The organism is Corynebacterium sp. AOP40-9SA-29, assembly GCF_052377405.1.
GTDB lineage: Bacteria > Actinomycetota > Actinomycetes > Mycobacteriales > Mycobacteriaceae > Corynebacterium.
The window spans coordinates 120,896-146,387 of record NZ_JBQSWR010000005.1 but is presented as its reverse complement, the minus strand read 5'-3'; the positions used below and the strand labels follow the sequence as shown (position 1 = coordinate 146,387).

The window sequence follows — 25,492 nt, the reverse complement described above, 5'->3', positions numbered from 1 at the left end:
CAAAGAGAGCCTGAGGCCCCACCCGTGAGCGCTGCCCGACGCATCCCCGTCACCGTCCTCGCCCTCGCCGCCACCGGCGCGCTCGCGCTCGGCACCGCGGCGTGCTCCTCGCAGGACGCCGACAGCGCTGCGACTACCGCGGCGTCGACCTCCGCCGCGGCGTCCAGCACGCAGGAGCAGGACGCGCAGGACGACTCGGACGCCGAGACGTCCTGCGTGGACGGCGACCAGGACGTGGCGACGCTGGCGGCGTCCACCCTGGCCGTCGGTGTCGTCGGCTTCGACGACGCCGCGGCGGCCGTCGATGCCGGGGTGCGCCACATCTTCATCGGCTCGTCCACCGACCTGACCATGCTCGACGGGCAGGGCGACCCGGAGCGCAGCGTCACCGCACTCAAGGAGCGTGCGGCGGCAGCCGGCGGGGAGTTGACCGTCTCCGTCGACGAGGAGGGCGGCCAGGTCCAACGCCTCGGCGGGATCATCGGCGAGCTGCCGTCCGCCCGTGAACTGGCGGACACCCTGAGCCCGGAGGAGGTCCGTGGGGTCTTCGCCGAACATGGGCGCAAGATGCACGACCTGGGCATCACCATGGACTTCGCCCCGGTGCTGGACCTCGCCGGCGGGGAGTCGATCAGCGACAACGCCATCGGTGACCGTGCGTTCTCCGACGATCCGCAGGTCGTCGCCGACTACGGGCGCGCCGCCATCGACGGGCTGCTCGATGCCGACATGACCCCGGTGATCAAGCACTTCCCCGGTCACGGGCACGCCACCGGCGACTCTCACGAGGGCACCGTCACCACCCCGCCCATCGAGGAAATGGGCGGCGACCTCCAGCCCTTTGCCGAACTGTGGCAGATCCCCGGTGTGGCCGTGATGGTCGGGCATATGCAGACCCCCGGGCTCGACTCCGGCGACGTCCTTGGCGCGGAGACACCGTCCTCGCTGAACCCGGAGGCGTACAGGCTGCTGCGCGATCCCTTCGAAGCTCCCGACCCCTGGGGCGGCCCCGGTTTCGACGGCGTCGTCTTCACCGACGATCTCACCGGCATGCAGGCCATCACCGACCTGCACTCCGGTCCGGACGCCGTGGTCGCGGCGCTGAATGCGGGGGCGGACGCACCGCTGACGTCCACCGCGGCGGACGTGCAGGCGACCGTCGACGGCCTCGTTGCCGCCGTGGAGTCCGGCGACCTCGACCGGGCGCGGCTGGAGGAGGCCGCCGAAAGGCTGTGCTCTGTATGAGGCCCGGGTCAGGTTCTGGGGTGAGGTTTTTGCCGCCTCAGGTTCCGCCCGGAGATAATCTCCGGTTATTGTGAAGGGCGTGAGCAGTAGCAACCCGAACGACAGCACCCCCGAGGCCACGACGCACCGGCGTAAGCGTCGGCTGTGGCCGGTGTGGACCGTCGCCGGCATCGTCGGCATCGGCGGGATCCTCTATGCCACCGACCTGATCATGACCGAGGGCAATGTGCCCCGCGGGGTGACCGTCGGCGGGGTCGACGTGGGGTCGATGTCCAAGGACCAGGCCGAGGCACGGCTGAAGAATCAGCTCGCCGAGGGGGTGCGCGCCCCGGTGGAGGTCACCGCCGGCGACATGTCCACCAGCCTTGATCCCGCCAGGTCCGGGCTGTCGGTGGACTGGGCGGCCACGATCGACCAGGCCGGCCAGCAGCCGATGAACCCGGTCACCCGGGTGATGAGTTTCTTCCAGCAGCGCGAGGTCGGCACCGTCAGCGCGTACAACGACGAACTGCTGGACAATACCCTCACGCGCGTGGAAGCGGACCTCACTCGCGACCCGGAGAACGCCGCCCTGGCCATCGATGACCGTGGCGCCGCCGATATCTCCGATGACGTGCCCGGCCAGGCTGTCGACGCCGGTGAACTGCGCGAACAGGTCCGCGACCACTGGCTCAACGACCAGCGGGAGGTCAGCGTCGACGCCGACGTCACCCAGGCCGACGTCCGGCGCGACGCCGCCGACGAGGCGGTGACCGAGGTCGTCGACAAGGTCACCAACGGTGACGTGGTCTTCGCCGGACGCGACGACACCGACGGCGTGCTGCGTCCTGCCGACATGGGACGCATCGTCACCTTCGTGCCCGAGGACGGCGACTTCCGCGTGGACTGGAACCGCGACGCCGCCGAGGAGATCCTCGACGAGCAGCTCGGCTCCACGGAAGTGGAGTACCGCGACGCCGGCTTCAACATCAACGGGCGCGATGTGCAGGTCACCCCCTCGCAGGACGGGGTGACCATCGACTGGGAGAAGACCCTCGATCCCATCGAGGACAAGCTGCTCGACACCGACGAGCGCCGCCACGAGGTCACCTACGAGGACGAGGAAGCCACCTACACCACCGAGATGGCCGAGCGCGCCAGCTTCGATGATGTGGTCGGCACCTTCACCTCCGGTGGCTTCGCCGATGACTCCGGGGTGAACATCCGCCGCGTCGCCGAGCAGGTCGACGGGGCCGTGGTGCTGCCCGGGGAGACCTTCAGCCTCAACGGCTACACCGGCCCGCGCGGCGAGGCCCAGGGCTACGTGGACGCCGGAATCATCCAGGACGGTCACGCCGACACCGCCGTCGGCGGCGGCATCAGCCAGTTCGCCACCACCTTGTACAACGCCTCCTACTTCGCCGGGATGGAGGACGTGGCGCACACGCCGCACTCCTACTACATCAGCCGTTACCCGGCCGGACGCGAGGCGACGGTCTTCGAGGGTGCGATCGACCTGCAGTTCAAGAACACCTTCGATACCCCGGTGCTCATCGAAGCGAGCGCGGACTCCAGTTCGCTGACCGTGGACATCCGCGGGGTGAAGGAGGTCGACGTCTCCTCGGACACCAGTGAGCGCTCGAACTTCACCGACCCGCAGCGCATCGAGCTCTCCGGGGACAACTGCTCGCCGTCCTCGGGCGCGCGCGGCTTCACCGTGAGCGATACTCGTACCGTGCGTGATCTGAATGGCGCGGTGGTCTCCCGCGACTCCACGACCACGGTCTACGACCCGGCACCGATCGTGACCTGCACGGACTGAGTTCTAACCGAACCGTAGCGCGCAGGAAACTGACCGGTTACATGGTAGTTCTAGATTTGTAGGCAGTCCTCGGGAATGCCGGGGCCACCCCTCATAAGGAGAATTATCATGGGTCTTGTTTCTGGTCTTGTTGGAATCGTCGGCGATCTTCTTCACCTGCTGCTCGGCGGTCTGTGACCCGATAGTCCGCTCCTCGGGGGCCTGCGCGTGGCATTCAGCCACACGCGGGCCCCTCTCTTCTGTCTGGGGGACGGGCTGGGCCCTTGTCTCCCACCCCTCGCACACGGTCGGGCCCGCCGCCGGAGGTTATCTCCGGGGGCGGGCCCGACCGTTCTCGTTCTCATGTGCCGTCGACGACCATTTATAGGAGAGGTCCCGGACTGTTTTCCACGCGCGGCACCTGGAGAGGAGAGAGCGGTGCGGCGTGGGCGTTGAGGGGTGTAGTGCCCGGGAAGGGGCGTGGACGACTATTGAGTTGAGGCGCCAGCGGCGGCGACCGGAGCGAGGCGGGGCGGGGACGTCCACGGCTAGAGACGCTGAGAGACACCGATGTCGGACATTCCCGTCCGCCTGCGTTCGAGGAGAGAACCGGGGGTCACCGGCCGCTCGTCGCTGGCATGCCAAGAAGATAGGCAGGCCAGCTGGTCATCTGCAACGGCGGGAAAAGTGCTCTGGGGGTGGCCACATGGCCACCGTCAACGATCCCCCCAAGGAAATTGACAGCATACTTCCAGTACAGACGTACTATCGGTTCTGCTGGGCATTTGTTACGCGCCGGGCGGAAAAGTTATTCCGGGGGTGGAACTTCTCCAAGTATATGCTTAGCTCATTTTCCTGACATGATCTGTCAAGTTCGGGGAAACGCGCCGGTAACCGACGCGTCGTCCGCCGGACGCTGGGATGTAGCCGTCTTCCCCGCCGCCTTCCCAACCTTCGCCGGGCGCGTATTCGCCCCCTCGCCGGGCCACGGGGCGATGAACAGTCCCGGCACCGGGCGCAGCACCCGCCAGACCAGCAGGGTGCCGGCCACGGTGAGCACGGTGAGCACCACGGTGCCGCCCGCGGCGGTCAGCGGGGTGGAGGTCAACTGCGGGTCGACGGTCAGCAGGACGCCGATGACGGGCAGGTGCAGCAGGTACACCGGCAGGGTGTTGCGTCCGAACCAGTCCAGGTGCAGCCACGGCAGGTACCGGGCGATGAGTGTGGCGGCGATGATGCCGGAAGCCATGCCCAGCATCGTCAGCGGCAGCCAGCACACCGACGTCAGGCCGATGCCGGTCACGGTGACCCCGGCGATGCCCGCGGCCCACACCCCGCCCACGGCGACGAGTAGGAGCACGCTGGCGCGTCCGGCGACCGCGGCGATCACCCGGTGGCCGTAGACGCCGAACTGGAAGATCAGGAAGTGGGTGAGCGTGCGCTCCCAGGCGAAGTTGTCGATGTCCAGCCACCCGAAGGCGACCGGCAGGGACACCACGGCACCGATCCCGAACTGCAGCCACAGCGGCAGCGGGCGCATCAGTTTCACGGCGGCGTAGTAGATGGCCAGGGCGTAGATGAACCACGGGCCGTACGTGGGGTCGATCGGTACCTCGAGGATGCGCAGGAGGGTGTCGTAGCTGTCATTCCAGGGGAAGACTTGGGCGCTCAGGGCCCACAGGGCGCTCCACAGCAGGAACAGCCACAGGAACGGCCCGAGTCGGTTCTGCGCCTGCCACGGCCAGGGCCGGTCGACGCGGCGGAGGAAGAAGTAGCCGGCCATGGCGAAGAACAGGGGCATGCGCACGGTGCGCAGCGGGGACATGGCGTCCAGCACGCGCGGGTCGTACCAGGACTGGTCGACGGCGGCGGTGGCGACGTGCATGAGCACGACGAGGAGGATCGCCGCGCCTTTGACGGTGTCGATCCAGGTGACGCGGGGCGGTGGTGAGGACGGGGAGGACGGTGAGGAGAGAGTGCGGGCTGACATATGGATCCTTGGGAGTTGTGAGGGGTGTGAGGGGTGCTTTCAGCAGTCGAGGGTCTTCATCGCGCGGCCCCAGCCGGCGGTCTGGTAGACGGCCTGTTTGAGATGGTTGACCGTGGAGCGCGGGCTCTCGGGACGGTTCACGGAGAGGTCCCCGTCCCAGCATCGTTCGAAGTACAGGCGGACGCGTTCGACGTGTTCGCGCCCGGTGGCCAGCACCATCGCGGATTCCCAGCCGTTGTCCTCGGCCAGGTCGGCGAATTCCTGGGCCTCCCCGCGGGTGGTGGAGGGCTCGGGGGCGAAGCAGTGCACGCGCACGCCGTCCAGCGGGGCGCACCAGGCGTCGTGGAAGCGTTGCACACCGGTGGGGTCGGAGATCACCAGGTCGGAAATGCCCTGTTCCTGGGCGAGTTGGCGGGCGGCCAGGGCGTCGGACGGTGCGGCGCCGCCGACCTGCATGAGCACGTCGACGTCCGCCGGCAGCGGGTCGAGACGCGGCAGGTAGACCTTCGTCAGGACGAAGAACCCCCACAGGCACAGCAGAAACGCCAGCAGTAGGACGCCCACCGCGCGCACATGGGCCCCCGTGGCGCGGGGGCGCAGGTGTGTGCGGGGCATCTAGGAGTTCCCCACCGGCAGCTGCCCGCTGCCCTCCCGGTCAGGACGCTGCGGCGTCGGTGCTGCGCCGGACGCCGGGGCGTCCTGCGTGAGTGGTGCGTCCTGCGCTTTACGCGCGGTGCGCGTATTCGCGCCCTCTCCGGTCCACGGGGCGATGAACACGCCGGGGATCGAGCGGATCACCCGCCAGATCAGCAGTGCGACCAGCACGGTCAGTGCGGTGCCGAGCAGCGGCACGCCCACGGACACCGGTGTGGTGGCGGGCAGGTCGAGGTCCACGCTGTAGAACACGCCCAGCAGAGGGATGTGCAGTAGGTAGATCGGCAGGGTGTTCTTGCCGACCCACGCTAGGCGCAGGCCCGAGGCGTGTCGGTCGATCAGCACGGCCGCGGTCACGCCCATCGCCATGCCCAGCAGGGTCACCGGGATGCGCGCCAGGTTGTCCAGTCCCAGGCCCACGAAGAACAGGGCCGCGGTGCCGGCGCCCCACGCCGCGCCGAGTCCCAGCAGCCACCACACGTTCGCCCGGCCGGCCATGGACGTCAGCGCGCGGTTGCCGAGCGCGCCGATCTGGAAGGTGATGAAGTGGGTGAGCAGCGAGGTCCACACCCACGAGTCGATCGTGAGGAAACCGCAGGCCACCGGCAGGGACACCGCCGCGCCGATTACGAACTGCAGCCACACCGGCAGCGGACGCATCAGCTTGACCACCACGAAGTAGATCGCCAGGGCGTAGATGTACCACGGGCCGATCGAGGGGTCCACGAACAGCAGGACGAACTGGCGGACGTCCGTGCCGCCGTTGCGTTCGACGGGCAGGAACTGGAAGACCAGCAGCCACACCGCCGTCCACACGACAAACAGCCACAGGAACGGGCCGATGCGGTTGCGCAGCTGCCAAGCCCACGGCCGGTCCACCCGGCGTAGGAAGAAGAACCCGGACATCGCGAAGAACAGGGGCATGCGCACGGTCAGCAGCGCGGAGGTGAACATGGAGAGCTCATCGCCGGACCAGGACTTCGGTTCGGCGAGGGCGACCGCATGATAGAGGACGACGAGGATCACGGCGATGCCCTTGACCGTGTCGATCCAGGTGAGCCGTGTGAGGGGCGGCATGGGGGCTCCTAGTGGGGTGTTCTAGTGGGAGAGGAGGTCGATGACGGCGCTGATATCGGCGGCGACGTCGTCGAGCAGGCGGTCGTAGTCCTCGGTGGAGGAGAAGCCCACCGGGTCGGTGTGGTCGTGGGTCACCCGCGGCATTCGGTTGCGCTGGTGGGGGAGCTGGGTCAGCGACGTCAGTTCGCCGCCGCGGTGCCACTCGGCAAGCTGGTGCAGCCGGAAGGTGCGCTTGAGCACCGCCGGCGCGAGGCGCAGGCAGTGGTCCACGTGGGACTTCTCCAGGCCGATGACCAGGTCGGCGTCCTTCAGGACGCGCCGCTCGACGCGCCGGGCGGTGAAGTCGGAACCGTCCACGCCGCGTCCGGCGAGGTACTCCAGGGAGCGCGGGTCCATCGGGTAGCCGGTCATGCCGGACGTCCCGGCGCTGGTCACGGTCACGCCGGTGGTGCCGGCATTCCCAGCGTCGTTGCTGAGGCCGTCGCGCAGCAGGTACTCGGCCACCGGGGAGCGGCAGATATTGCCGGTGCACACGAACAGCACGTTCATCGTTTCGTCCCTCCTGCCTTCTCACCGAGCACGACCCGGCCCACGCGGAATGTGCGCAGCACGATCACGCCCAGGATCGACAGGCCCACCCCGCCGATGGTCAGGGCCACGAACAGCACCGGGACCGAGGTCACGCCCGCCGCCGAGGCGACCGCGCGGCAGGCGCCGATGGCGAAGGAGTGCAGCAGGAAGATGCCCGAGGAGTAGCCGCCGATCCAGGCCAGGCGGCGGTCGGCGAGTTTCCAGCCGAGGAAGACCAGGGGGAACAGGATGCCCAGGGCAATGCCCACCAGGCTGTGGCGGGAGTCGAACGCGCCGTCGAGCCCGGGGAATGCTCCTGCCAGGGAGAACTGCACGGCCACGGCCACGGCCACCAACAACACGGTGCACCCGGCCAGGACGGCGCGGTTGGTGGGGATCAACGAGAAGCGGGTCAGCGCCACACCGGCGAGGAAGAACGGGGCGAGGGTGAGCATCTGGCCCAGTTGCAGGAAGCGGAAGTACTCGGTCTGGGTCAGCACCACCACGACCAGCGAGGCGGTGAACAGCAGCGCGAAGTTCAGGCGCGTGGACAGCAGCCGGCGAGAGTCCAGCAGCGCGACCACGGCGAAGAGCCAGAAGGTCGTGAGCAGGAACCAGTAGGGGCTCAGCGAGTACAGCAGCCAGTGCACCGGGTCGAGGTCCCGGGTGGAGTTCGTGCCGGTCAGGTACACCTGCGTCAGCCCGATGGCGGGCACGAAGATCACATAGGGCACCAGCAGCCGGCGGGCCTTCTTGCCCATGAAGGAGCCGTAGCCGGACGGGTCGGTCAGCGGACGCCAGGCGTACACCAGCCCGGCGAGCAGCGTGAACAGTGGCATGCGCAGGTAGTCGACGGAGTCGGTGTAGTAGCGCAGCGCGCTGTCGTCGCCGACCTGGATGCCGTCGGCGGCGTTGTAGCCGATGACGTGGAAGGTCACCAGGAACAGGCAGGCGACGCCGCGCAGCGTGTCGACCGGGAGGTTGCGGGACGCGGCACGGGCGCCGCGTGGGGACGCGACGGCAGCGTCCTGCCGGATCTTGTTGGAGGTCATCGAGGAAACGTCCTACGGGTGTGAGGGGTGTGACCGGGGCGCAGGGGGGAGAGGGAGAGCAGGAGAGAGCAGGAGAGGGAGAGTGCCCCGGTGAGTCACCCTCATCCTAGGCAGGGACCGGTGGCCGGGCAACGTGACGGGCAGGGTGACAGATAACGTGACAGGCAACGCGACGCGCACGCGGGCGGCGGCTGGCCTACAATGTGCCCCATGTCCAATGTCGACAGGTCCCTCACCCTGCCGTCGGAAGCCAGGACACTCTGGGTCCATTGGGGTCGCACAGGCGGCGGCCCCCGGTTCCTCGCCGATCTTGTTGACGGCGATACCTCCTCCACCAGGGCGTTCCAGGCTTCCGCTGAGCACGAGTCAGCGCCATCAGCGCAGACAGCACAGGCACCTTCCCCAGCGTCCTTCCTCTCCTACAACCCCGATGCGGAGATCGCCCCGCGGTTCGCCGCGCAGGCCCGCGGTGGTGTGCCGGCGTTCCCGGTGCCCACCTACAACTCCACCGCCGGGGTGGTCCTCGGACTTCCCCGGCTACTGTTCAACGCGGTGCGTCTGCGCCGGTGGATCCGCTCGCACCGGATCGAACGGGTGGTCTGCGTGATGGAGAGCGTCTACCAGTCGCTCGCCCTGCCGCTGCTCATCCCGCGCGACGTGGAGTACGTGGCCTGCATCCACGACGGCTCCGCCCACCCGGGCGAGGGCAACGTGGTCCAGGCGGTGGGCCGGCGCAATGAACTGCGCCGCGCCGACCGGATCGTCACCTTCTCCTCGGCGGTCACCGACGTACTCGCCGGGCAGGTGGACGTGCCGGTCTCGACCGGCAGCCACCCGCCGTTCGACCTGCAGGACGCCGCGACCACGCCGCGCGAACTGCCGCCGGCGGGCCTGCCCGGCGGGGTGCCGGTCATCGGCCTGTTCGGCCGGCTGCAGAAGTACAAGGGCATCGACGTCGCCCTCGAGGCGATGGAGATTCTGCGCAAGCGCGATGCACCGTCCTGCGAACTGCACATCATCGGCTCCGGCCCGGAGGAGCGCCTGCGCGAGACCCCGCTGGGTGAACAGGCCACCTGGGACAACCGGTGGATCCCGGAGGACGAGGTCACCGAGGTGGTGCGTGGTTTCGACATCATGCTGCTGCCCTACACCGAGGCGAGCCAGTCCGGCCCGGTGACCCTGGCCCTGGCCCACGCGGTGCCGTGCGTGGGAACCCCCGTCGGCGCGATCCCCGACCAGGTGGAGGGCTTCGGCGTGGTCGCCGAGTCCGCCTCCCCACAGGCCGTGGCCGACGCTGTGGAGTCGCTCTTGCGCGACCCGCAGCGTTACCAGGAGCTCTCCGCCGGGGCGATCCGTCGCGTCGCCGAGCAGCCCGACTGGACGGACCTGGCGGAACTAATCCGCACCGGGGACGCCGCCTACACCGAAAGCGCACAGGACAAGCAGGAGGTGCGCCCGTGACCTCTCTCATGGCTTCACCCGTGAACACCGTCCGTACCGTCCTGAGCGAGCACACCCCGGCCGAGATCGCCCGCGCCGTGGGGCACCGGGCGTCCTCCGTGGACCGGCTGATGGCGCTGGAACGTCGCGCGTCCCTGACGCTCGCCGGACGCGGCACTGCAGGACGCGGCACTGCCGGACGCCGCGCGGTGTCCGCCGCCCGCCCCGTCGACCTGCTGGTCACCACCGTCGGCAACGGCAATATCGGTGACCAGGCCATGTTCGAGGCAGCGCTAGGCAAGTTGGGCAAGCTCGACAAGCTCGGCACGACGCCGGGCGGCCGCATCATCGCCGTCGTCCCCTCTGCTGATGCTTTCACCGTCCCGCCCGCTTACGCCGACCAGGTGACCCTGGTGGAACTGCCCGCCCTGACCGACGGCAACCTGCTCACCGCCGGGCTCGCCCGGCGCCGGCTGACCAGTTACTTCCCCACGGCACGCAGCCTCACCGTCATCGGCGCCGACGTCATGGACGGCGGCTACCAGGGGCGCGAGGCCGCACTGCGCCTGCTCGCCCTCGAACTCGGCGCGCGCGCCGGGCTGGACTGCCGCGTGCTCGGCTTCAGCTGGTCGGCCCACCCCGACCCCTACGTCCTGCAGCGCTTCCGCGACCTCGACCAGGACGTCCAGCTCTTCGCCCGCGACGCGGTGTCGCGCGAACGCATGGGTGGTGCCGGCATCGGTGGTGTCGGCCTGGCCGCCGACATCGTGTTCACCCACCGCATCGACCCTGTGTCCACCCCCTTCGGCGACTGGGCACGGAGCCAGCAGGACGACGCCCGCCGCGTGGCTGTGGTCAACGTCTCCGGCCTCGTGCTCAAGCGACTGTCCAGGTCGGGCGGCGCGCTGACCTACCTCGACGAGATGGCGGAGACCGTGCGCCGCCTCATCGCCCGTGACTGGTCGGTGGTGCTGGTGCCGCACGTGGTGCGCGCCGGCGACGACGACCTCGACGCCTGCCGGCAGGTCCACGACCGCCTGCAGGACGCCGCCACCGCGCCGTTCGTGACACTCGCCGACCGACTGCTCAGCCCGGCGGAGGTACTCGGCATCGTCACCCACGCCGACGTGGTGGTCTCTGCGCGCATGCACCTGGGCATCCTGACGCTGTCCAGCGGCCGGCCCTGCGTGCTCTTCGACACCCAGGGCAAGGTCGAAGGTCTGATGCGCGAGTTCGGACTGTCCGACTGCGTGCTCGCCCCCGCCGAAACCACCGCCGACCGGCTGGTCGCCATGGTCGACACCGCCCGGGCCGTGGCCCGCGACACCGACGCCCTGCCCACCGGGCTGGCCACGATGACGGCGAAGGCCGAACTCAACTTCGCCTGACCCACCCCTCACATCCCCTTTTTCTCCGAAAGGTCTCCGGCCATGATCAACAAAGACTCTCTCCCACCCGCCGTGCGCAGCCGCCTCGTCTACGCCCGTGACCTGGCCAGGACGGTGGCCGACAGTGCGTCGGACACCGTGCGGTTCATCAGGTACGGCAAATGCTCCAATGGCGTGGCGCTGGACTCCGGCGACCCCGGCGTGATCGGCTACCAGGTGCTCAAGGACACCCACCGCGTGGAGAAGGCCCTGGCGCTACCCGCCCCCAAGCAGCCCTTCGGCAGCGACCTGGTGCCGCGCCTGGCCAAGGGCGTCGGACGCCTGTCGGACGCCCCGACGTGGGCGCGTCGCGACGCCGCCAGCGGGCAGGACGCCCTGACGAGCTGGAACGCCGGCGGCGCGCTCGCCGACGACGTCACCCACGTCCCCGAGACGTCCGGCGTTTCCGGTGACCTGCTGGAACTGCTGCGCAGCCGCTCAAGCGTGCGCAACTTCGATCCGCAGCGTCCGGTGGACGAGTCGATCGTGCACGAGGCAGTCGCCGCGGCCGGCGGGGCACCGTCGGTGTGCAACCGCCAGCCCTGGCGCGTGCAGTTCTTCTCCACCCGCGAGGACATTGACCGGGTGCTGCGCCACCAGAACGGCAACCGCGGGTTCGGGCACACCGTGCCGTTGCTCGCCGTCGTCGCCGTGGACCTGCGCGCCTTCGGCGGTGCCGGGGAACGCAACCAGGCGTGGGTGGATGGTGGCATCTTCCTCGACGAGTTGATGCTCGCCTTCCACTGCCTGGGGGTGTCGTCGTGCGCGCTGAACCTGTCGATCCGTTCCGGGGAGTCCCGTGCGCTGCGCGAGGAGATCGGCGCGGACGAGGGCCTGGAGTTCATCTCGATGGCCGCCTTCGGCTACCCGGCAGAGGGTGCCAGGCACACCCGGTCCACGAACCGTCCGGTCGAGGAGCTGCGCACGATCCGGTAACTCCCGCCGGCTCTGGCTGACGCAGCAACCCCACAGGATGGTCGCACCACCCTGTGGGGTTGCTTTCTGCCTGGGGAACGGGCCGGAGGGAGGGGAGAGCGGGCTACTCCGGCTGGGCCGGGCGCAGGCTGGTCCACATGAGGAAGACCGCGGTCGCCGACATCACCGACACCACGCCGACGAGCAGGGCGGTGTCGCGCAACAGCAGCAGGGGGAGCAGCAGCACCAGGCGTCCGAACGCCCAGGCCAGGTAGTACCGGTTCAACCGCTTCATCAGCGGGATCTTCGAGCACATCGCCGAGGGCATCCACGTCAGACAGAACACGCTGACCAGGGCCAGCGACAGCACCGTCACCGAGTCGTCCCCGTGCAGGGAGAACAGCACCGCGCCGGCCTGTACCGCCGCACTGGCCGCGCCGAGCACCAGGCCGATGAGTAGTGCCTTGCGGCACCAGGAGCGCTCGCCGGCCACGTCGCCGGCGCGCACGGCCGCGGCGATCTTCGCCTCGACCGGAGGGGCCACGACCTGCTGGGCCAGCGTGCCGAAGCCGCCGGTGAGGCGCACGACCACCGCCCACAGTTCCTGGTAGGGGCCCAGGAATGGGGTGATGAACCCTTGGAACTGGAAGCCGAACTCCGCCAGCAGCACCCCGCCGGTGGGGCGTGCGGAGTCGCGCAGCCAGCGCCGGTGCACCTCGTCGGTGAGGGAGCCGCGGTCACGCCAGAGGACGTTGAGCAGCTTGTTGCGGGTGCGCCACAGGATCAGCACGGCCGCGACGAGCGGGTTCAGTCCGGCGACCACGATCAGTCCGGCCTGGAAGGGTACGGCGAAGACGACCACGCAGGTGGCAGCCACATTCGTCACCCCGAAGACCAGCCGGGCGGTGGAGTAGACGTCCATGCGCTGTTCCTGGGTCGCCACGGCCACGGCCATCACGTACAACCCGTTGGTGAGCAGCAGCATGGTGGACCAGCCGGTGATCACGGCCACGGTGTGGGTCTCCGGGGTGAACACCAGATCGGCCACCACCCCGACGACCACGAGCACCACGGTGATGACGAGCATCGACAGCAGCGACAGCGACGTCGCAGCGTCCCGCGAGCCGGCGGAGACCGTGAGGTAGCGGCTGTGGAAACCCAGGATGGAGGTGCGCGACAGTACCGTGGCGAGCGCCAGCGGCAGCATGAGGTAGGCCAGCTGGCCGGTCTCCTGCCCGATGATGGGCAGCAGCATCGCCAGGAAGTTCAGGCCCTGGCCGAACAGGGCGGGGCCCATGCGTAATAACGACGAAAACCGGCCGTGAGAACGACCGGTTTCCTCGGGTGCGGGGGAGGTCAGCGGTCCGCTCCCACCGTTTCCCTGGCGGTGGCGTCACTCACGCTGCTCGGACCGGTGGAGCCGGTGGAGCCGGTCGAGTCGGTCGAGCCGGCGTTCGTGCTGCCCGCCTTCTTCGCCGAACGCACCGCGCGGGCGGTGTTGCCGTAGCCGTAACCGTAACCATTGCGGTAGTAACCCTTGCCCTCGGACTTCGGGGTCATGGTGAACACGGTGCCCAGGATGTGGGCGCTGACCTGGTTGAGGTTGGTGGTCGTGCGGGTGAGCTGGTCCACGGTGGTGTTGCCGTGGCGCACGGCCAGGATGATGCCATCGGCCGCGGAGGCGACCAGGGCGGCGTCGGTGACCGGGATGACCGGGGAGGCGTCCACCACGACGTAGTCGTAGCGGCCGTCGAGTTCGGCGAGCAGGTCGCGGAAGCGCTGGGAGCCGAGCAGCTCCGCCGGGTTCGGCGGCTGCGGGCCGGAGGTGATCACCGACAGGCCGTCGCGTCCGGAGTCCTGCACGATGTCGTCGACATCGGCCGCACCGGAGAGCACCGTGGACAGGCCGACCTCGGACTGCAGGTCACCGTCGAGGTAATCGGCGACGCGGGGACGACGAAGGTCGGCGTCCACGAGGCAGACACGCTCGCCGTCATCAGCCAGAGCCAGGGCCAGGTTGGTGGCCAGGGTGGACTTGCCCTCGCCGGGCATGCCGCTGGTCACGGCGATGACGGTCGGGGGGTTGTCCACGTCGAGGAAGCGCAGGTTGGTGCGCAGTTCGCGGAACTGCTCGGCGGCGACGACCGGGGCGGAGGAGAAGTCCAGGACGTGGGAGCCGGCGGTCTCGGCGCTGTTGTTCGTCCCGCCGCCGGAGAGGTTGTCGCTGGTGCTGATCGCGCCGACGGACGGTGCACCGACGATGTCGGTGATCGCCCGCTGGTCGCGGATGCGGCGGTCCGTCATGCCGCGCACGATGGCGGCGGCCAGGCCGATGACCAGGCCGATGAGGATGCCGATGCCGGCGTTCTGCAGCGTCTTGGGGGAGGACGGAGCGTCCGGGGTCAGCGCGTCGTTCAAGGGTGCCAGCTGCGGGGCACTGGACTCGCCGCCGGGGGAGGCGGTGGCGTTGAGTTCGGCGACCATGCTGGTCAGTTCTGCGGCGGCGGAGTTGGCGATATCCCGGGCGAGCTCGGCGTCGTCGGCGATGGCGTTGATGTTGAGGATCACCGTGTCGCGGTTGGCACCGGCGGTGAGCATCGAGGCCACCTCGGCGGGGGACTGGTCGAGGCCGAGGTCCTCGGCAACGCGCTCACCGAGGGCGCGGCTGGTGGCGATCTCGGCGTAGGTGCCGACCTGGCTCTGGCTCAGCAGGGTGCCGCGGTAGGCGTCGATGGAGTTGCCGGTGTTCGCGGCGCCGACATAAAGCTGGGAGGTGGCGGTGTAGTTCTTCGTCATCAGTGCCGAGGCACCCCAGCCGATGAGACCGCCGACGAGTGCGCCGACGAGGAGCATCCAGAAGGACTTGCGCAGGTAACCCAGGTAGGTGGCCAGGTAATTCTGCCCGGAGGTGCCGGACGTCTCCTGTGTGGTGGTGGAGGCTGTCATGGAGAGGGTCCTTTTCTTGTCTGTCGGTTCTGTCGGGTCTGTGTGTGCTGTTTTTTGTCGATAACGTTCGTTGAGGGCGACCGCGCCCACGATCAGGGGCACCATCGGGGTGGCGTGCCGCAGGGCCGAACCCCAGTCGGGTTCGAAGAGCCCCTGGACAACGAGGAAGGACAGCGGCACCGCGGCGAAGCGGGCCATCATCCGTCGGTGCCGGCGCGGGATCAGGTCCCGGTCGGCCGGGGTGGCTCCGGCGCGTGCGGCGGCGGATGCGGCGTACACCGCGCTGATCCAGATCAGGGCGAAGACGATGCCGATGACCAGGTAATAGGGGGAGAACTTCGCCGCCAGCGGCAGCGGCACGATGAAGAACAGGGTGGTCAGCACCACGTTGACCATGCCGCCGAGGGGTTCGGGCAGGTCGATGAACCGGGTGATGATCGACCCGGTCACCGCCTGGCGGGCCTCGCCCTCGTTCACGGCGGTGCGGAAGTAGTCGGCGGGCTCGCCGGTGCCGATCCACACGGCCAGTCCGGCAACCGCGCCGAGTAGCGCGAGGATGCGTACGACCCGCCACGGGGTGGTGGAGATCCGGCGTCCCTGCAGCGAGGTGCGGCGGGCGAGCAGCAGTCGCAGCACCACGTAGACGACCGCGACGATCGACCAGTAGGTGCGGTACTCGGTGCCGAGCAGCGCCAGTGCGGCGACGACCACGATCTCGCCGAGCAGGTTCATCGGCATCAGCACGATGACGATCATGCCCAGGGAGATCAGGATCTCCTTGGTGTAGGTCGCCTGGTACAGGCCGATGAGCACCGGGGTGGCCAGGGCCAGGACCAGGGAGATCCGGCCGGAGTGCACCCCGCCGACGCGCACCAGGACGATGCCCAGCGCGGTGGAGCCGATGATCGCGCCGAACACGGAGGCGGCGGTCGGGGCGTCCTCCATGCCGAGGGCACCGTAGAAGTGGGCGATCACCGAGTAGGAGCCGTATCCCAGGTCCATGGCGCTGAAGGGCGAGGTCATGATCTCGCGGATGGTGCCGGCGTCATTGCCGAAGCCGCCGAAGCGTCCGGTGATCGTGGCGCGGGCCACGAGACCGATGACCACCGCCACCGCCCCGAGCAGGACGGCGACGAGCAGGGGCGACTCCAGCGGTGACCGGCGGGCTGTGCCGGCTGGCTCAGGTGCTGATGTGTCGGGTTCTGCCACGTCTCCTCCTTCCGGTGAGTTCGAGTGCGAGTGAGTAGGCCTCGGTGAGGGCGGCATGCTGGCGTTCGGGGGTGTGGGATTCGTCCAGGCCGGCCCAGTGCGAGGGATCGGAGCGTTGCCGCAGGATCGTCACGGCCTTGGCCGCGGCATCGTCCGGCGAGTCGAACCGAGCGGTGGCGGGGCACTCCCGCAGCGCCGGGATGTCGCGGACCAGCAGCGGGACGCCGATGCGTCGGGCCTCGAGCACGGCCATCGGGAAGCCGTCCCACCGTGCGGTGTGCACGATCAGCGACAGCCCGGCGACCTGGCGGCGCAGTTCCTCGCCGGAGAGCCAGCCGGTGACCTCCACCCCGGCGTCGGTGAGCACGTCCACCAGGGAAGCGTCCTTGCCGTCGCCGTCGCCGATCCATACGAACCGGGCGTCCGGGATGCGCCGCCGGATGCGGCGGGCGGTCTCGGCGAAGAACGCCGGGTCGCGTTGCGGGGTGACCCGGGAGACCACGCCGACGACGGGGGCGGCACCGTCCTGCGGTGGCGACCAACTGCCCGGCACCGCCGGGTGGTCGTCCATCAGCGCATTCGGCACCACCACCACCGGGGTGCGTCCCAGGCCGACCATCAGCTCACCCTCCCACTGCGCGCAGGACGCACCGACGGTGGTCAGCGGGTGCAGGGAGCGTTCCATGGCGCGGAAGGCGCCGCGCTTCCAGGCGGGGATGTCCGCGCGCTCGAAGGCGAAACTGTGCGGGGTGTAGACCACCGGACGTGCCGGACGCCCCGGCGTGACCAGGTCGAAGGACCGCGCCACGCGGGTGTAGGCGCCGGCGAAGCTGGAGTGGGCGTGCACCACGTCCGCCCGGTGGGCGTCCGCGGCGCGGCGCACCGCGGTGACCGCGGCGGCGGGGGAGTTCGGTAGCGTCTCGTCGGCGCTGAACGCGCCAGGGGTGCGTCCTGCGGTGGGGGCGGTGCTGCGGGAGTTGTTGGCCAGCAGCACGTGGCGGTACTCCGGGGTCAGCCGTGCGTACTGGTTGACCGCGGTGGCCACCCCACCGTCGAAACAGTCGGTGACGTGCAGGATCGTGGTCATCTAGTACGCACCCCGCGACAGCAGGACGGCCTGCACGGTCTGCAGGATCGTGCGCACGTCCAGCGACAACGACCAGTTGTCCACGTAGTAGAGGTCCAGTTTCTCGGCCTGGGTGGGAGTCAGGTCGGAGCGTCCGGAGACCTGCCACAGGCCGGTGATGCCCGGGCGGACCTCCATGCGCATGCGCATATCGTCGCCGAAGGCGTCCACCTCGTGCTGCAGGTGCGGGCGCGGGCCGACCACGCTCATCGTGCCGAACAGGGAGTTGGCGAACTGGGGGAGTTCGTCGATGCTGGTCTTGCGGATGAACTTGCCGACCTTGGTGACGCGCGGGTCGTCCTTCATCTTGAACAGGCCGTCGGCACCGACGTCGTCGCGCAGCTTCTGCAGGCGCTCATCGGCGTCGGTGTGCATGCTGCGGAACTTGAAGATGCGGAAGGAGCGGCCGTGGTAGCCGATGCGGTCGCTGACGTAGAACACCGGGCCGCCGTCCTCCAACTTGATGGCCAGCGCCGTGATCGCCAGGATCGGTGAGACGGCAACCAGGGCGAACGCGGAGACGGCGACATCGAAGAAGCGCTTGGCAAGGCCATTGGCCGCGTTGAAGCGGGGACGGTCCACGTACAGGGTGTGGCTCGGGCCGAAGGGGACCACGTTCAGGCGGGTGCCGGCGATGCCCTCGATCATCGGGTCGAGGTACAGGCGCATGTTCAGCCGGTCCAGGTGCCAGGACAGGCGACGCAGGTTGCGGTGGCCGAACTCCGCCAGGGAAGCCACCCACACCGCATCGCAGTTGTAGCCGGCGGCGGTGGCCACGAAATCCTCGTTGGAGAAGGACTCATCAATACAGATCGAGCTGAGCGGAACGTCTCCGGTGTCCGCCAGCAGGTGCTGATTGTGCGGGTCGGTGACCAGGATCGCGTGGATCCAGCCCGGACGTCCGGCGGCGGTGTCCTCGGTGGTGTTGTTCTCGTGCCAGGAGGTGGTCAGCAGCTTGTTGATATCGGCGACGTTGCCGATCACCAGGAACTGACGCTGCAGGTCCGTGCGGAACCGCGCGGTATAGCGGCGTGACAACAGCCGGGTGACGAGCAACAACACCAGTCCCACGGGCAGGGCCATCAGCGCGAACTGGCGGAACAGGCCATAGGACGACAGTGCGTCCACGCAGGCCAGGGCCGCGAAATAGCACAGGGACCCCTTGATCACGAGTTCACGTCCGATGGAGGGGAACGCCCTCGCCTGGTGGCTGTAGCCCCGGCACACGGTGATCGCGGCGACCCAGCACATCGTCAGCAGGAAGGTCATGCCCAGGCTGCGCAGGGAGAAGACCTCCTCCACCAGCGCCCAGCCCAAGGGCTTCCACAGGTAGAGGCTCACCGCATTGGCGATGAAGGTGGCGCTGAACAGGGCCAGCGCGTCTGAAACGATGAAGAACCACTTGCGCTGCAGGTGGCGGTCCTGACGGCGCTCCCGGGCCTGGGAAATCCGCTGGACACTGGTGCCTGTTGGGCGCGTGGCCACGGAGCTCGTGGTGGGGGGTGAGGGGTCAGTTGATGCTTTTCCGAGGATCACGGTGAATCACCTTGTTCAGCCCGCATGGTGGTGACGGGCGCGTGGAGAGGGGAGGGGTGAGGGGTGTGTGGAGGTTAGAGGGGGAGAGAGGAGAGGGTTCGGAGAGGTCGGAGAGAGGTCGGAGAGTGGTGCGTGTCGCTTGTGGGTCATGCTAACCACTAATGCCGCGCCTGGCTACCGGAGTGGATTGGGGGCGGATGTGCAGGGGTGGCCATTTCACCTCCGATACAGTTGGAGCATGACTTCAAACTCGCCGGCTCCCACGCGGGCCAACCCCCGCCAGGCGGGCGCGGGTGGTCGGCACCGGTTGCCGTCGCCGCGCCCCGTGGGGTGGAGCCTGACCGTCGCTGCTCTGTCGACGGTGATGATGACCATCGACATCACGATCGTGCTCGTCGCGCTGCCCTCGATCAGCGCCGACCTGGGACTCTCGCTCTCCGGGGCGCAGTGGGTCATCAACGCCTACAGTCTCACCTTCGCCTCCCTGCTGCTGGCGGCGGCCAGCCTGTCGGACATCGTCGGACGCCGACGCATCTTCCTCATCGGCCACGTCCTGTTCCTCGCCGCCTCGATCGGCTGCGTGATGACGGGCTCGGAGGCCGGCATCATCGCCTTCCGCGCCCTGCAGGGTGCCGGCGGTGCCCTGGTGTTCGGCACCTGCACCCCGTTGCTGGCGGACGCCTTCGACTCGAAGGACCCGGACTCCTCGGCGAAGCGCACGCGCTCGGTGGCGGCGATGATGGGCATCGGCGGTGCGGCGAGCGCCTTCGGCCCGCTGGTCGGCGGTGCCCTGGTGGAGACCGGGACGTGGGAGTGGATCTTCGCGATCAACATCCCCATCGGCATCTTCGTGATGGTCGCGACCCTGCTGTTCATCCCCGACCTGCACCGCGAGGAGCGCGACGCACGACGCGCCGCCGGTGCGGCAGCCGCGTCCGGTGCGTCCGGCACGTCCGGAACGTCCGGCACCCCGCGGATTTCGGTGTGGGCGGTGATCCTGATCGTCGTGTCGCTGGTGCTGGTGAACTACGGCATCATCGACGGCCAGGAACAGGGCTGGACCAGCGAGATCATCATCGCCTCCCTGGCTGCCGGCGTGCTGCTGTTCGCCGCGCTGATCCTCTTCGAACTGGCCAAGCGCGACCGGGCGATGGTCGATTTCCGACTCTTCCGCATCCCCTCCTTCGCCACCGTCACCTTCAACGCCTTCGCCTCACGCATGTTCAGCTTCGGCATGATGCCCTTCATCATCCTGTGGCTCGCCGGGCAGCTTGAACTCTCCGCCCTGGAGATCGGCTACGTCTCCAGTGCGCTGGCCGTGCCGATGGTCGTGTTCTCCGCGGTGGGCATCGCCCTGGTGCGGTGGGTGCCCGTCGGCGTGGTCCAGGCGGCGGGCATGCTGATCGTCGCCGGCGGACTGATGCTGGGACTGGTGATGGACGTCGATTCCGGCTGGGCCGACCTGCTGCCGATGTACCTGGTGCTCGGCGCGGGCACCGGCCTGATGCTGCCGCATGTGATGTCCCTGGCGGTGGCGGTCGTACCGTCCGAACGCACGGGCATGGCCACCGGCCTGGCGAACACCGCCCTGCCACTGGGCACCGCCTTCGGTGTGGCGGTGTACGGGGCGTACCTGTCCAACAAGGTCAACAGCGGTATCGACGGCATGCAGTTCCCGCCCGGCATGCCCCCGGCCATGGAGGAGCAGCTGCGCGACGCCGCGGAGGGTGGCCTGTTCCAGGAGATCGCCCGGAAATCGCAGGCCTTCGCCAATGAGACCCTCGGTTTCTTCATCGACGGGCTGCACGGCATCTTCATCATCGCCGCGATCCTGGCGGTCGTCGGCGCCCTGGCCAGCCTGATCTTCATCCGCGGCAAGGACGGTACGGGGCGCGCCTCGAAGTGATTGTCACCTGAGTCATGCCCCAGGGCGGAAAATCGGCATTTTTCTACCTGGGGCATGACACAGATGACATCGCCCTCCCTGACCCCCTCTGGCTCCTAGAGCTGGCAGCCGTCCTGACCGCAGGACGCCTCGTTCTGCACCCCCGGGACGGTCGCGATCGTCGGGGTGGGGTGGGACGCCGCCCACTGCTGCTCGAGCGCCCGGGTGAAGACCTCCACCGGCTGTGCGCCGGGCACCGCCAGCTTCATGTCGAGCACGAACGTGGGTACCGAGTTCAGGCCGAGGGACGCCGCACGCTGGACGTCTTCCTGCACCGCGGGGATCCGCGTGCCAGCCTGCAGCTCGGCGGTGATCGCGTCGGCGTCGAGTCCTGCGGCGACTCCGATGCGCACCAGGACGTCCGACGCGCCGATGTCCTCGCCGTCGACGAAGTGGGCGCGGAGAAGTGCCTCCTCCACGGTGTCCGTGGTTTCCCCGCCGTGCTCCTTCGCCAGTTGGATCAGCTGGTGGGCGCGCAGGGAGTTGGCGACCACCAGCGAGTCGAAGTCGTAGTCCAGTCCCTCCGCGGCGGCCTGCTCGGCGACGTGGCCGAACATCTGGCGGACCTGCTCGATCGGCATCCCCTTGGACGCCGCGAGGTATTCAGCCTCTGAGCGGTCGTCGTGCTCCGGCAGCGTCGGGTCGAGCTGATAGGAGTGCCAGGTCACGGTGACCTCGTCGCGGTGGGGGAAGGCGGCGAGGGCCGTCTCGAAACGGCGCTTGCCGATGTAGCACCAGGGGCAGGCCACGTCGGACCAGATGTCGATATTCACATCCGGTGCAACGTGGGCCTGCCCCTGGCTATTCCGTGTATTACGGCGCTCCAGCGCTCCTACCCGCGGCGGACCTCGTCGGCCAGGGCGTGGAACTCGGTGCTCGGGTTACCGAAGCGGTGCAGCGTCATGGACACGGCCTGCTCCTTGAGCCACAGGCGCAGCTCGACGCGGCCCGAGGCGGTGACCTCGTCGTTGAGCAGGCACACCTCGGGACGATCAGCCAGCGTGGAGAGGGTCTCCGGGTTGCGGGTGCCGATGACACGCACGCGGGCACCGACACCGTCGTCCAGCGCACGCGATGACAGCTGCGCGGCGAAGTCGTCGTCGTCCGCGGTCGTCATGGCGAGATCGACGCCCAGACGGTTGGACGCGGCCAGGACGTCCTGCACCTTGCCGTCCACGGTCGGATCGACGACGACGCGCAGCGGCGAACCGGTGCGGTGCGCGGCGATGATGGCGCGGGCGACCTCGACGGGGCGGGCGTCCGCACTGATCCGCAGCACCACGTGCGCGGGACGGTAGCGGAAGATATTCGCCTCGGCGGTCAGGCCGGTGACATCGCGCGGGGTGCCGAACTCGGACTCCCAGGCATCGTTGTCGGAGCGTCCGGCGGCAGCGAGCCACGCGGCGTCGGCGACGGACAAGGTGCTCCGACGCTGCAACTCGGCGATGTAGCCGTCCACCGGGGCGGAGCCGGTGGGCGAGACGGAGGAACCGGCGGCGGTGTCGTCGGCCCAGCTGCCCATCAGCATCACGTAGTTCGGGCCACCGGCCTTGGAACCCAGGCCCACGGAGGACTGCTTCCAGCCGCCGAAGGACTGACGCTGCACGATCGCGCCGGTGATGCCACGGTTCACGTAGGCGTTGCCGACCTCGATGCGCTCCACCCAGGTGCGCACCTCGGACGGGTCGAGGCTCTGGATACCGCCGGTCAGGCCGAAGTCCGTGGCGTTCTGCAGGGTGATCGCCTCGTCCAGGTCCTTGGCCTTCATCAGGCCCAGGACCGGGCCGAAGACCTCGGTGAGGTGGAAGAAGGAGCCCGGCTTCACGCCGTCCTTGATGCCGGGGGACCACAGGCGGCCGGTGTCGTCGAGCTGGCGCGGCTTGAGCAGCCAGGACTCGCCGTCCTCCAGGGTGGTCATTGCGCGCTGCAGCTTGTCGCTGGGCAGCTCGGTGAGCGGGCCCATGTCGGCGCGCATATTGGTCGGCCAGTCGATGATCATCGAGGCGGCGGCGTCGATGAGCTGGCGGCGGAAACGCTCGGAGTCGTACACGCTGCCGACGAGGATGCCGAGGGAGGCCGCGGAGCACTTCTGGCCGGCGTGGCCGAAGGCGGAGTACACCATGTCGGCGACGGCCAGGTCGCGGTCGGCGGCGGGCGTGACGATCATGCCGTTCTTGCCGGACGTCTCGGCGTTGATCTTCAGCTCCGGGCGCCAGGACTCGAACATCGCGGCGGTCTCGGAGGCACCGGTGAGGATCACGCGGTCGACCGAGGGGTGGCTGACGAGGCTGCGTCCTGCGGTGCGGTCGGCGGGGTACACGCCGCGCAGGACCTCGCGCGGCACGCCGGCGTCCCACAGGGCGTCGAGGATGGCCATGGAGCAGTGCGGGGTCGGCTTCGACGGCTTGTGGATCACCGCGGCGCCGGCGGCCAGCGCGGCGAAGGTGGAGCCGGCGGGGATGGCCAGCGGGAAGTTCCACGGCGGGGTGACCAGCACGACCTTGTCGGGCGTGAAGGCGGCGTTGTCGACCTTCTCGAGCTCCAGGGCGTAGTGCGCGTAGTAGCGGGCGAAGTCGATGGCCTCGGAGATCTCGGTGTCGGCCTGGGAGACGGCCTTGCCGACCTCGGCGGCGGCGATGGAGACCAGGTGGCCGCGGCGGGCGGCGAGCAGGTCGGCGGTGCGGTACAGGATCGCGGCGCGCTCGGTGGCCGGGGTTGCGGCCCAGTCGGCGGCGGCGTCGCGGGTGGAGGTGACCAGGGAATCGACCTCACCGTCGGCGACGATGGTCGGCGCGGTCTGGGCGTCCAGCCAGCCGTCCTGCGCGGAGACCGCGATGGCCTCAGCGGCCCACGCCTGGTTGGCGGGCAGTGACGGGTCGGTGTCGGCCTCGTTGTCGAAGGCGGGCAGGACGCCGTCGGCGTAGGACGCGGCGAGCTCATCGGAGGACGGCTCGACCTCGGCGGAACGGTCCTGCTGGTGGTTCGGCAGCGGGGCGGTGTAGCCGTTGGTGGACAGCAGTGCGGCGAGGTCGCCGAGGGAGGCGCGGAAGCGGGCCTCCTCGCGGCGGAAGATCTCGTTGCCGGGCTCCAGGTCGAAGATGCCGGACATGAAGTTCGCGCTGGCGGCGTTCTCCTCCAGGCGACGCACCAGGTAGGAGATGGCGACGTCGAACTCCTGGGGGCGCACGGCGGGCACGTAGAGCAGCAGCTGGCCCACGTCCGAGCTCACGGCCTCGGCCTGCTCGGTGGCCATGCCCTGCAGCATCTCGAACTCGACGCGGTCGGTGACGCCGCGCTTGACGGACAGCATGTGGGCGAAGGCGATGTCGAAGAGGTTGTGGCCGGCCACGCCCAGGCGCAGTCCGCGCATGTTCTCCGGGTGCATCGTCCAGTCGAGGACGAGCTTGTAGTTGGCGTCCGTGTCCTGCTTGGAGGCGCAGGTGGTGACGGGCCAGTCCGCGACCTCGGCGTGCACGGTCTCCATGGCCAGGTTCGCACCCTTGACCAGGCGGACCTTGATGCCCGCACCACCGTCGGCGACGCGCTCGTCGGCGAAGGCGGAGAGCTCCTGGATCGCGCCGAGCGCGTCCGGCAGGTAGGCCTGCAGCACGATGCCGGCCTCCAGGTGCTTGGTCTCCGGCAGGCTGAGCAGGCGGCGGAAGACGGCGATGGTCAGGGTGAGGTCGCGGTACTCCTCCATGTCCAGGTTGATGAACTTGGAGCCCTTCGGCGCGCGGGCGGCCTCGACGTAGAGCGGGGTGAGGCGCTCGACGATGTAGTCGACGGTGCCCTCGAAACCCCAGAGGCTGATGCGCGAGGCGATGGAGGACGCCTTGATCGAGACGTAGTCCACGTCCGGGCGGGCCAGCAGGCGGCGGGTCTCCTCGAGGTGGTTGTCGGCCTCTGCCTCGCCGAGCACGGCCTCACCGAGAAGGTTGATGTTCAGGCGGTGGCCACCGGAGGTGAGCTCGGCGACGGCCTTGCCGAACTTCTTGTCCCGGGCGTCGACGATCATGTGGCCGACCATGGAACGGATGCGCTGACGTGCGGCGGGGACCACGACCTGCGGGATGACCGGGGCGAGCACGGAACCCATCTTGATCTGCGCCTTGTCGAGGGCGCTAAGGGTGTCCGGCATGATCGAGCCGAGCTCGGCGAGGGCGCGGCCGGCGGCGTGCTGGTCCTCGGTGCGCACGACCCGGTCGACGAAGCCGACGGTGAAGTCGAGGCCGTTGGGGTCGGAGAGGACGGCGGACAGTCGTTCGGCCGAGGGATTCGGCTTCACGTCGGACTTCCGGCTGGCGTTGAGCCAGGCGGTGACCTTGGCGACCGCGGCGTCGGCGAGGGGGGCGAGGTGCTCGGTGGAGACGGCGGAGGTGGTGCCGGTGTCCTGTGCCGGGGCCTTGGTATCGGTCTTCTTCTCCTTGCCGGACGCGGTGTTCGCGGTCGTCATGGGTTGTCCTCCTCGGAAGTGTTCTTGATCGATGCGGTTGCGGTTAGGGATGCCTGCCGCCAATGTCACTGATACTGGCCGAGTATCCGTGTATCGCCCGCATCACAGACAGGGGCAGTTCCGGACA

General features: G+C 69.0%; 17 protein-coding genes. 6 read left to right on the top strand and 11 right to left on the bottom strand.

Annotation, left to right across the window (positions count from 1 at the left end):
• The first annotated feature begins 24 nt into the window (after positions 1-24).
• Both ACT3SZ_RS10455 and ACT3SZ_RS10450 read left to right on the top strand, forming a co-directional pair.
• On the top strand, positions 25-1,245 hold the full coding sequence (locus ACT3SZ_RS10455) for a glycoside hydrolase family 3 N-terminal domain-containing protein (protein WP_444618485.1): 1,221 nt from the start codon (positions 25-27) through the stop codon (positions 1,243-1,245).
• Positions 1,246-1,324: 79 nt separating this feature from the next.
• Positions 1,325-3,046 (top strand): VanW family protein, encoded by a 1,722-nt coding sequence (locus ACT3SZ_RS10450; RefSeq protein WP_444618484.1) that lies wholly within the window; start codon positions 1,325-1,327, stop codon positions 3,044-3,046.
• Positions 3,047-3,893: 847 nt separating this feature from the next.
• On the opposite strand, the gene ACT3SZ_RS10445 is transcribed toward ACT3SZ_RS10450, so the two are convergent.
• The 5 genes from ACT3SZ_RS10445 to ACT3SZ_RS10425 are packed head-to-tail and all read right to left on the bottom strand — an operon-like array spanning position 3,894 to position 8,368.
• Positions 3,894-5,015, bottom strand: coding sequence for an acyltransferase family protein (locus tag ACT3SZ_RS10445; protein ID WP_444618483.1), 1,122 nt, complete (start codon positions 5,013-5,015; stop codon positions 3,894-3,896).
• A 39-nt stretch (positions 5,016-5,054) separates the two neighbouring features.
• A complete protein-coding gene (locus ACT3SZ_RS10440; RefSeq protein WP_444618482.1) occupies positions 5,055-5,630 on the bottom strand; it encodes a hypothetical protein in 576 nt (191 codons plus the stop codon).
• Positions 5,631-6,746, bottom strand: coding sequence for an acyltransferase family protein (locus tag ACT3SZ_RS10435; RefSeq protein WP_444618481.1), 1,116 nt, complete (start codon positions 6,744-6,746; stop codon positions 5,631-5,633).
• A gap of 21 nt (positions 6,747-6,767) precedes the next feature.
• Positions 6,768-7,295 (bottom strand): arsenate reductase/protein-tyrosine-phosphatase family protein, encoded by a 528-nt coding sequence (locus ACT3SZ_RS10430; RefSeq protein WP_444618480.1) that lies wholly within the window; start codon positions 7,293-7,295, stop codon positions 6,768-6,770.
• Positions 7,292-8,368 carry an acyltransferase family protein gene (locus ACT3SZ_RS10425; protein WP_444618479.1) on the bottom strand — a complete coding sequence of 359 codons (1,077 nt, stop codon included), beginning with the start codon at positions 8,366-8,368 and terminating at the stop codon, positions 7,292-7,294. Before ACT3SZ_RS10425 ends, ACT3SZ_RS10430 begins: the two co-directional genes overlap by 4 nt.
• Positions 8,369-8,578: 210 nt before the next feature.
• On the opposite strand from ACT3SZ_RS10425, the gene ACT3SZ_RS10420 reads away from it, so the two are divergent.
• The 3 genes from ACT3SZ_RS10420 to ACT3SZ_RS10410 are packed head-to-tail and all read left to right on the top strand — an operon-like array spanning position 8,579 to position 12,171.
• Entirely contained in the window at positions 8,579-9,829 is a 1,251-nt protein-coding gene (locus ACT3SZ_RS10420; protein WP_444618478.1) for a glycosyltransferase family 4 protein, read from the top strand.
• Positions 9,826-11,196, top strand: a complete 1,371-nt coding sequence (locus ACT3SZ_RS10415) for a polysaccharide pyruvyl transferase family protein (RefSeq protein WP_444618477.1) — start codon at positions 9,826-9,828, stop codon at positions 11,194-11,196. Before ACT3SZ_RS10420 ends, ACT3SZ_RS10415 begins: the two co-directional genes overlap by 4 nt.
• Positions 11,197-11,238: 42 nt before the next feature.
• On the top strand, positions 11,239-12,171 hold the full coding sequence (locus tag ACT3SZ_RS10410; protein ID WP_444618476.1) for a nitroreductase family protein: 933 nt from the start codon (positions 11,239-11,241) through the stop codon (positions 12,169-12,171).
• A 103-nt stretch (positions 12,172-12,274) separates the two neighbouring features.
• Here the strand turns inward: ACT3SZ_RS10410 and ACT3SZ_RS10405 are convergent, their stop codons facing one another.
• Genes ACT3SZ_RS10405 through ACT3SZ_RS10390 form a run of 4 tightly spaced genes read right to left on the bottom strand, consistent with a single transcriptional unit; the run spans position 12,275 to position 18,916 of the window.
• Positions 12,275-13,447: a hypothetical protein gene (locus ACT3SZ_RS10405; protein WP_444618475.1), complete on the bottom strand. Its 1,173-nt coding sequence runs from the start codon at positions 13,445-13,447 to the stop codon at positions 12,275-12,277.
• A gap of 59 nt (positions 13,448-13,506) precedes the next feature.
• The gene (locus ACT3SZ_RS10400) at positions 13,507-16,305 is read right to left on the bottom strand and encodes a polysaccharide biosynthesis tyrosine autokinase (RefSeq protein WP_444618474.1); all 2,799 of its coding nucleotides are present in this window, start codon (positions 16,303-16,305) and stop codon (positions 13,507-13,509) included.
• Positions 16,277-17,392, bottom strand: a complete 1,116-nt coding sequence (locus tag ACT3SZ_RS10395; RefSeq protein WP_444618473.1) for a glycosyltransferase family 4 protein — start codon at positions 17,390-17,392, stop codon at positions 16,277-16,279. Before ACT3SZ_RS10395 ends, ACT3SZ_RS10400 begins: the two co-directional genes overlap by 29 nt.
• On the bottom strand, positions 17,393-18,916 hold the full coding sequence (locus ACT3SZ_RS10390) for a sugar transferase (RefSeq protein WP_444618472.1): 1,524 nt from the start codon (positions 18,914-18,916) through the stop codon (positions 17,393-17,395).
• A 289-nt stretch (positions 18,917-19,205) separates the two neighbouring features.
• Here ACT3SZ_RS10390 and ACT3SZ_RS10385 point away from each other — a divergent pair, with 289 nt between their 5' ends.
• Complete coding sequence (locus ACT3SZ_RS10385) at positions 19,206-20,873, top strand: MFS transporter (protein WP_444618471.1); 1,668 nt, start codon at positions 19,206-19,208, stop codon at positions 20,871-20,873.
• Positions 20,874-20,968: 95 nt separating this feature from the next.
• Here ACT3SZ_RS10385 and ACT3SZ_RS10380 read toward each other — a convergent pair whose 3' ends face one another.
• Together ACT3SZ_RS10380 and ACT3SZ_RS10375 are read right to left on the bottom strand one after the other, a co-directional pair.
• Positions 20,969-21,685, bottom strand: coding sequence for a DsbA family oxidoreductase (locus ACT3SZ_RS10380; protein WP_444618470.1), 717 nt, complete (start codon positions 21,683-21,685; stop codon positions 20,969-20,971).
• A 59-nt stretch (positions 21,686-21,744) separates the two neighbouring features.
• On the bottom strand, positions 21,745-25,365 hold the full coding sequence (locus tag ACT3SZ_RS10375) for a bifunctional proline dehydrogenase/L-glutamate gamma-semialdehyde dehydrogenase (protein ID WP_444618469.1): 3,621 nt from the start codon (positions 25,363-25,365) through the stop codon (positions 21,745-21,747).
• Between the last annotated feature and the right edge of the window lie 127 nt (positions 25,366-25,492).

What these genes read in the sequence shown, in the direction of transcription:
- ACT3SZ_RS10375 (WP_444618469.1), bottom strand. Translation starts at nt 25,365, where the DNA reads ATGACGACCGCGAACACCGCGTCCGGCAAGGAGAAGAAGACCGATACC.
- ACT3SZ_RS10395 (WP_444618473.1), bottom strand. Translation starts at nt 17,392, where the DNA reads ATGACCACGATCCTGCACGTCACCGACTGTTTCGACGGTGGGGTGGCC.
- ACT3SZ_RS10430 (WP_444618480.1), bottom strand. Translation starts at nt 7,295, where the DNA reads ATGAACGTGCTGTTCGTGTGCACCGGCAATATCTGCCGCTCCCCGGTG.
- ACT3SZ_RS10435 (WP_444618481.1), bottom strand. Translation starts at nt 6,746, where the DNA reads ATGCCGCCCCTCACACGGCTCACCTGGATCGACACGGTCAAGGGCATC.
- ACT3SZ_RS10445 (WP_444618483.1), bottom strand. Translation starts at nt 5,015, where the DNA reads ATGTCAGCCCGCACTCTCTCCTCACCGTCCTCCCCGTCCTCACCACCG.
- ACT3SZ_RS10385 (WP_444618471.1), top strand. Translation starts at nt 19,206, where the DNA reads ATGACTTCAAACTCGCCGGCTCCCACGCGGGCCAACCCCCGCCAGGCG.
- ACT3SZ_RS10420 (WP_444618478.1), top strand. Translation starts at nt 8,579, where the DNA reads ATGTCCAATGTCGACAGGTCCCTCACCCTGCCGTCGGAAGCCAGGACA.
- ACT3SZ_RS10405 (WP_444618475.1), bottom strand. Translation starts at nt 13,447, where the DNA reads ATGGGCCCCGCCCTGTTCGGCCAGGGCCTGAACTTCCTGGCGATGCTG.
- ACT3SZ_RS10410 (WP_444618476.1), top strand. Translation starts at nt 11,239, where the DNA reads ATGATCAACAAAGACTCTCTCCCACCCGCCGTGCGCAGCCGCCTCGTC.
- ACT3SZ_RS10425 (WP_444618479.1), bottom strand. Translation starts at nt 8,368, where the DNA reads ATGACCTCCAACAAGATCCGGCAGGACGCTGCCGTCGCGTCCCCACGC.
- ACT3SZ_RS10440 (WP_444618482.1), bottom strand. Translation starts at nt 5,630, where the DNA reads ATGCCCCGCACACACCTGCGCCCCCGCGCCACGGGGGCCCATGTGCGC.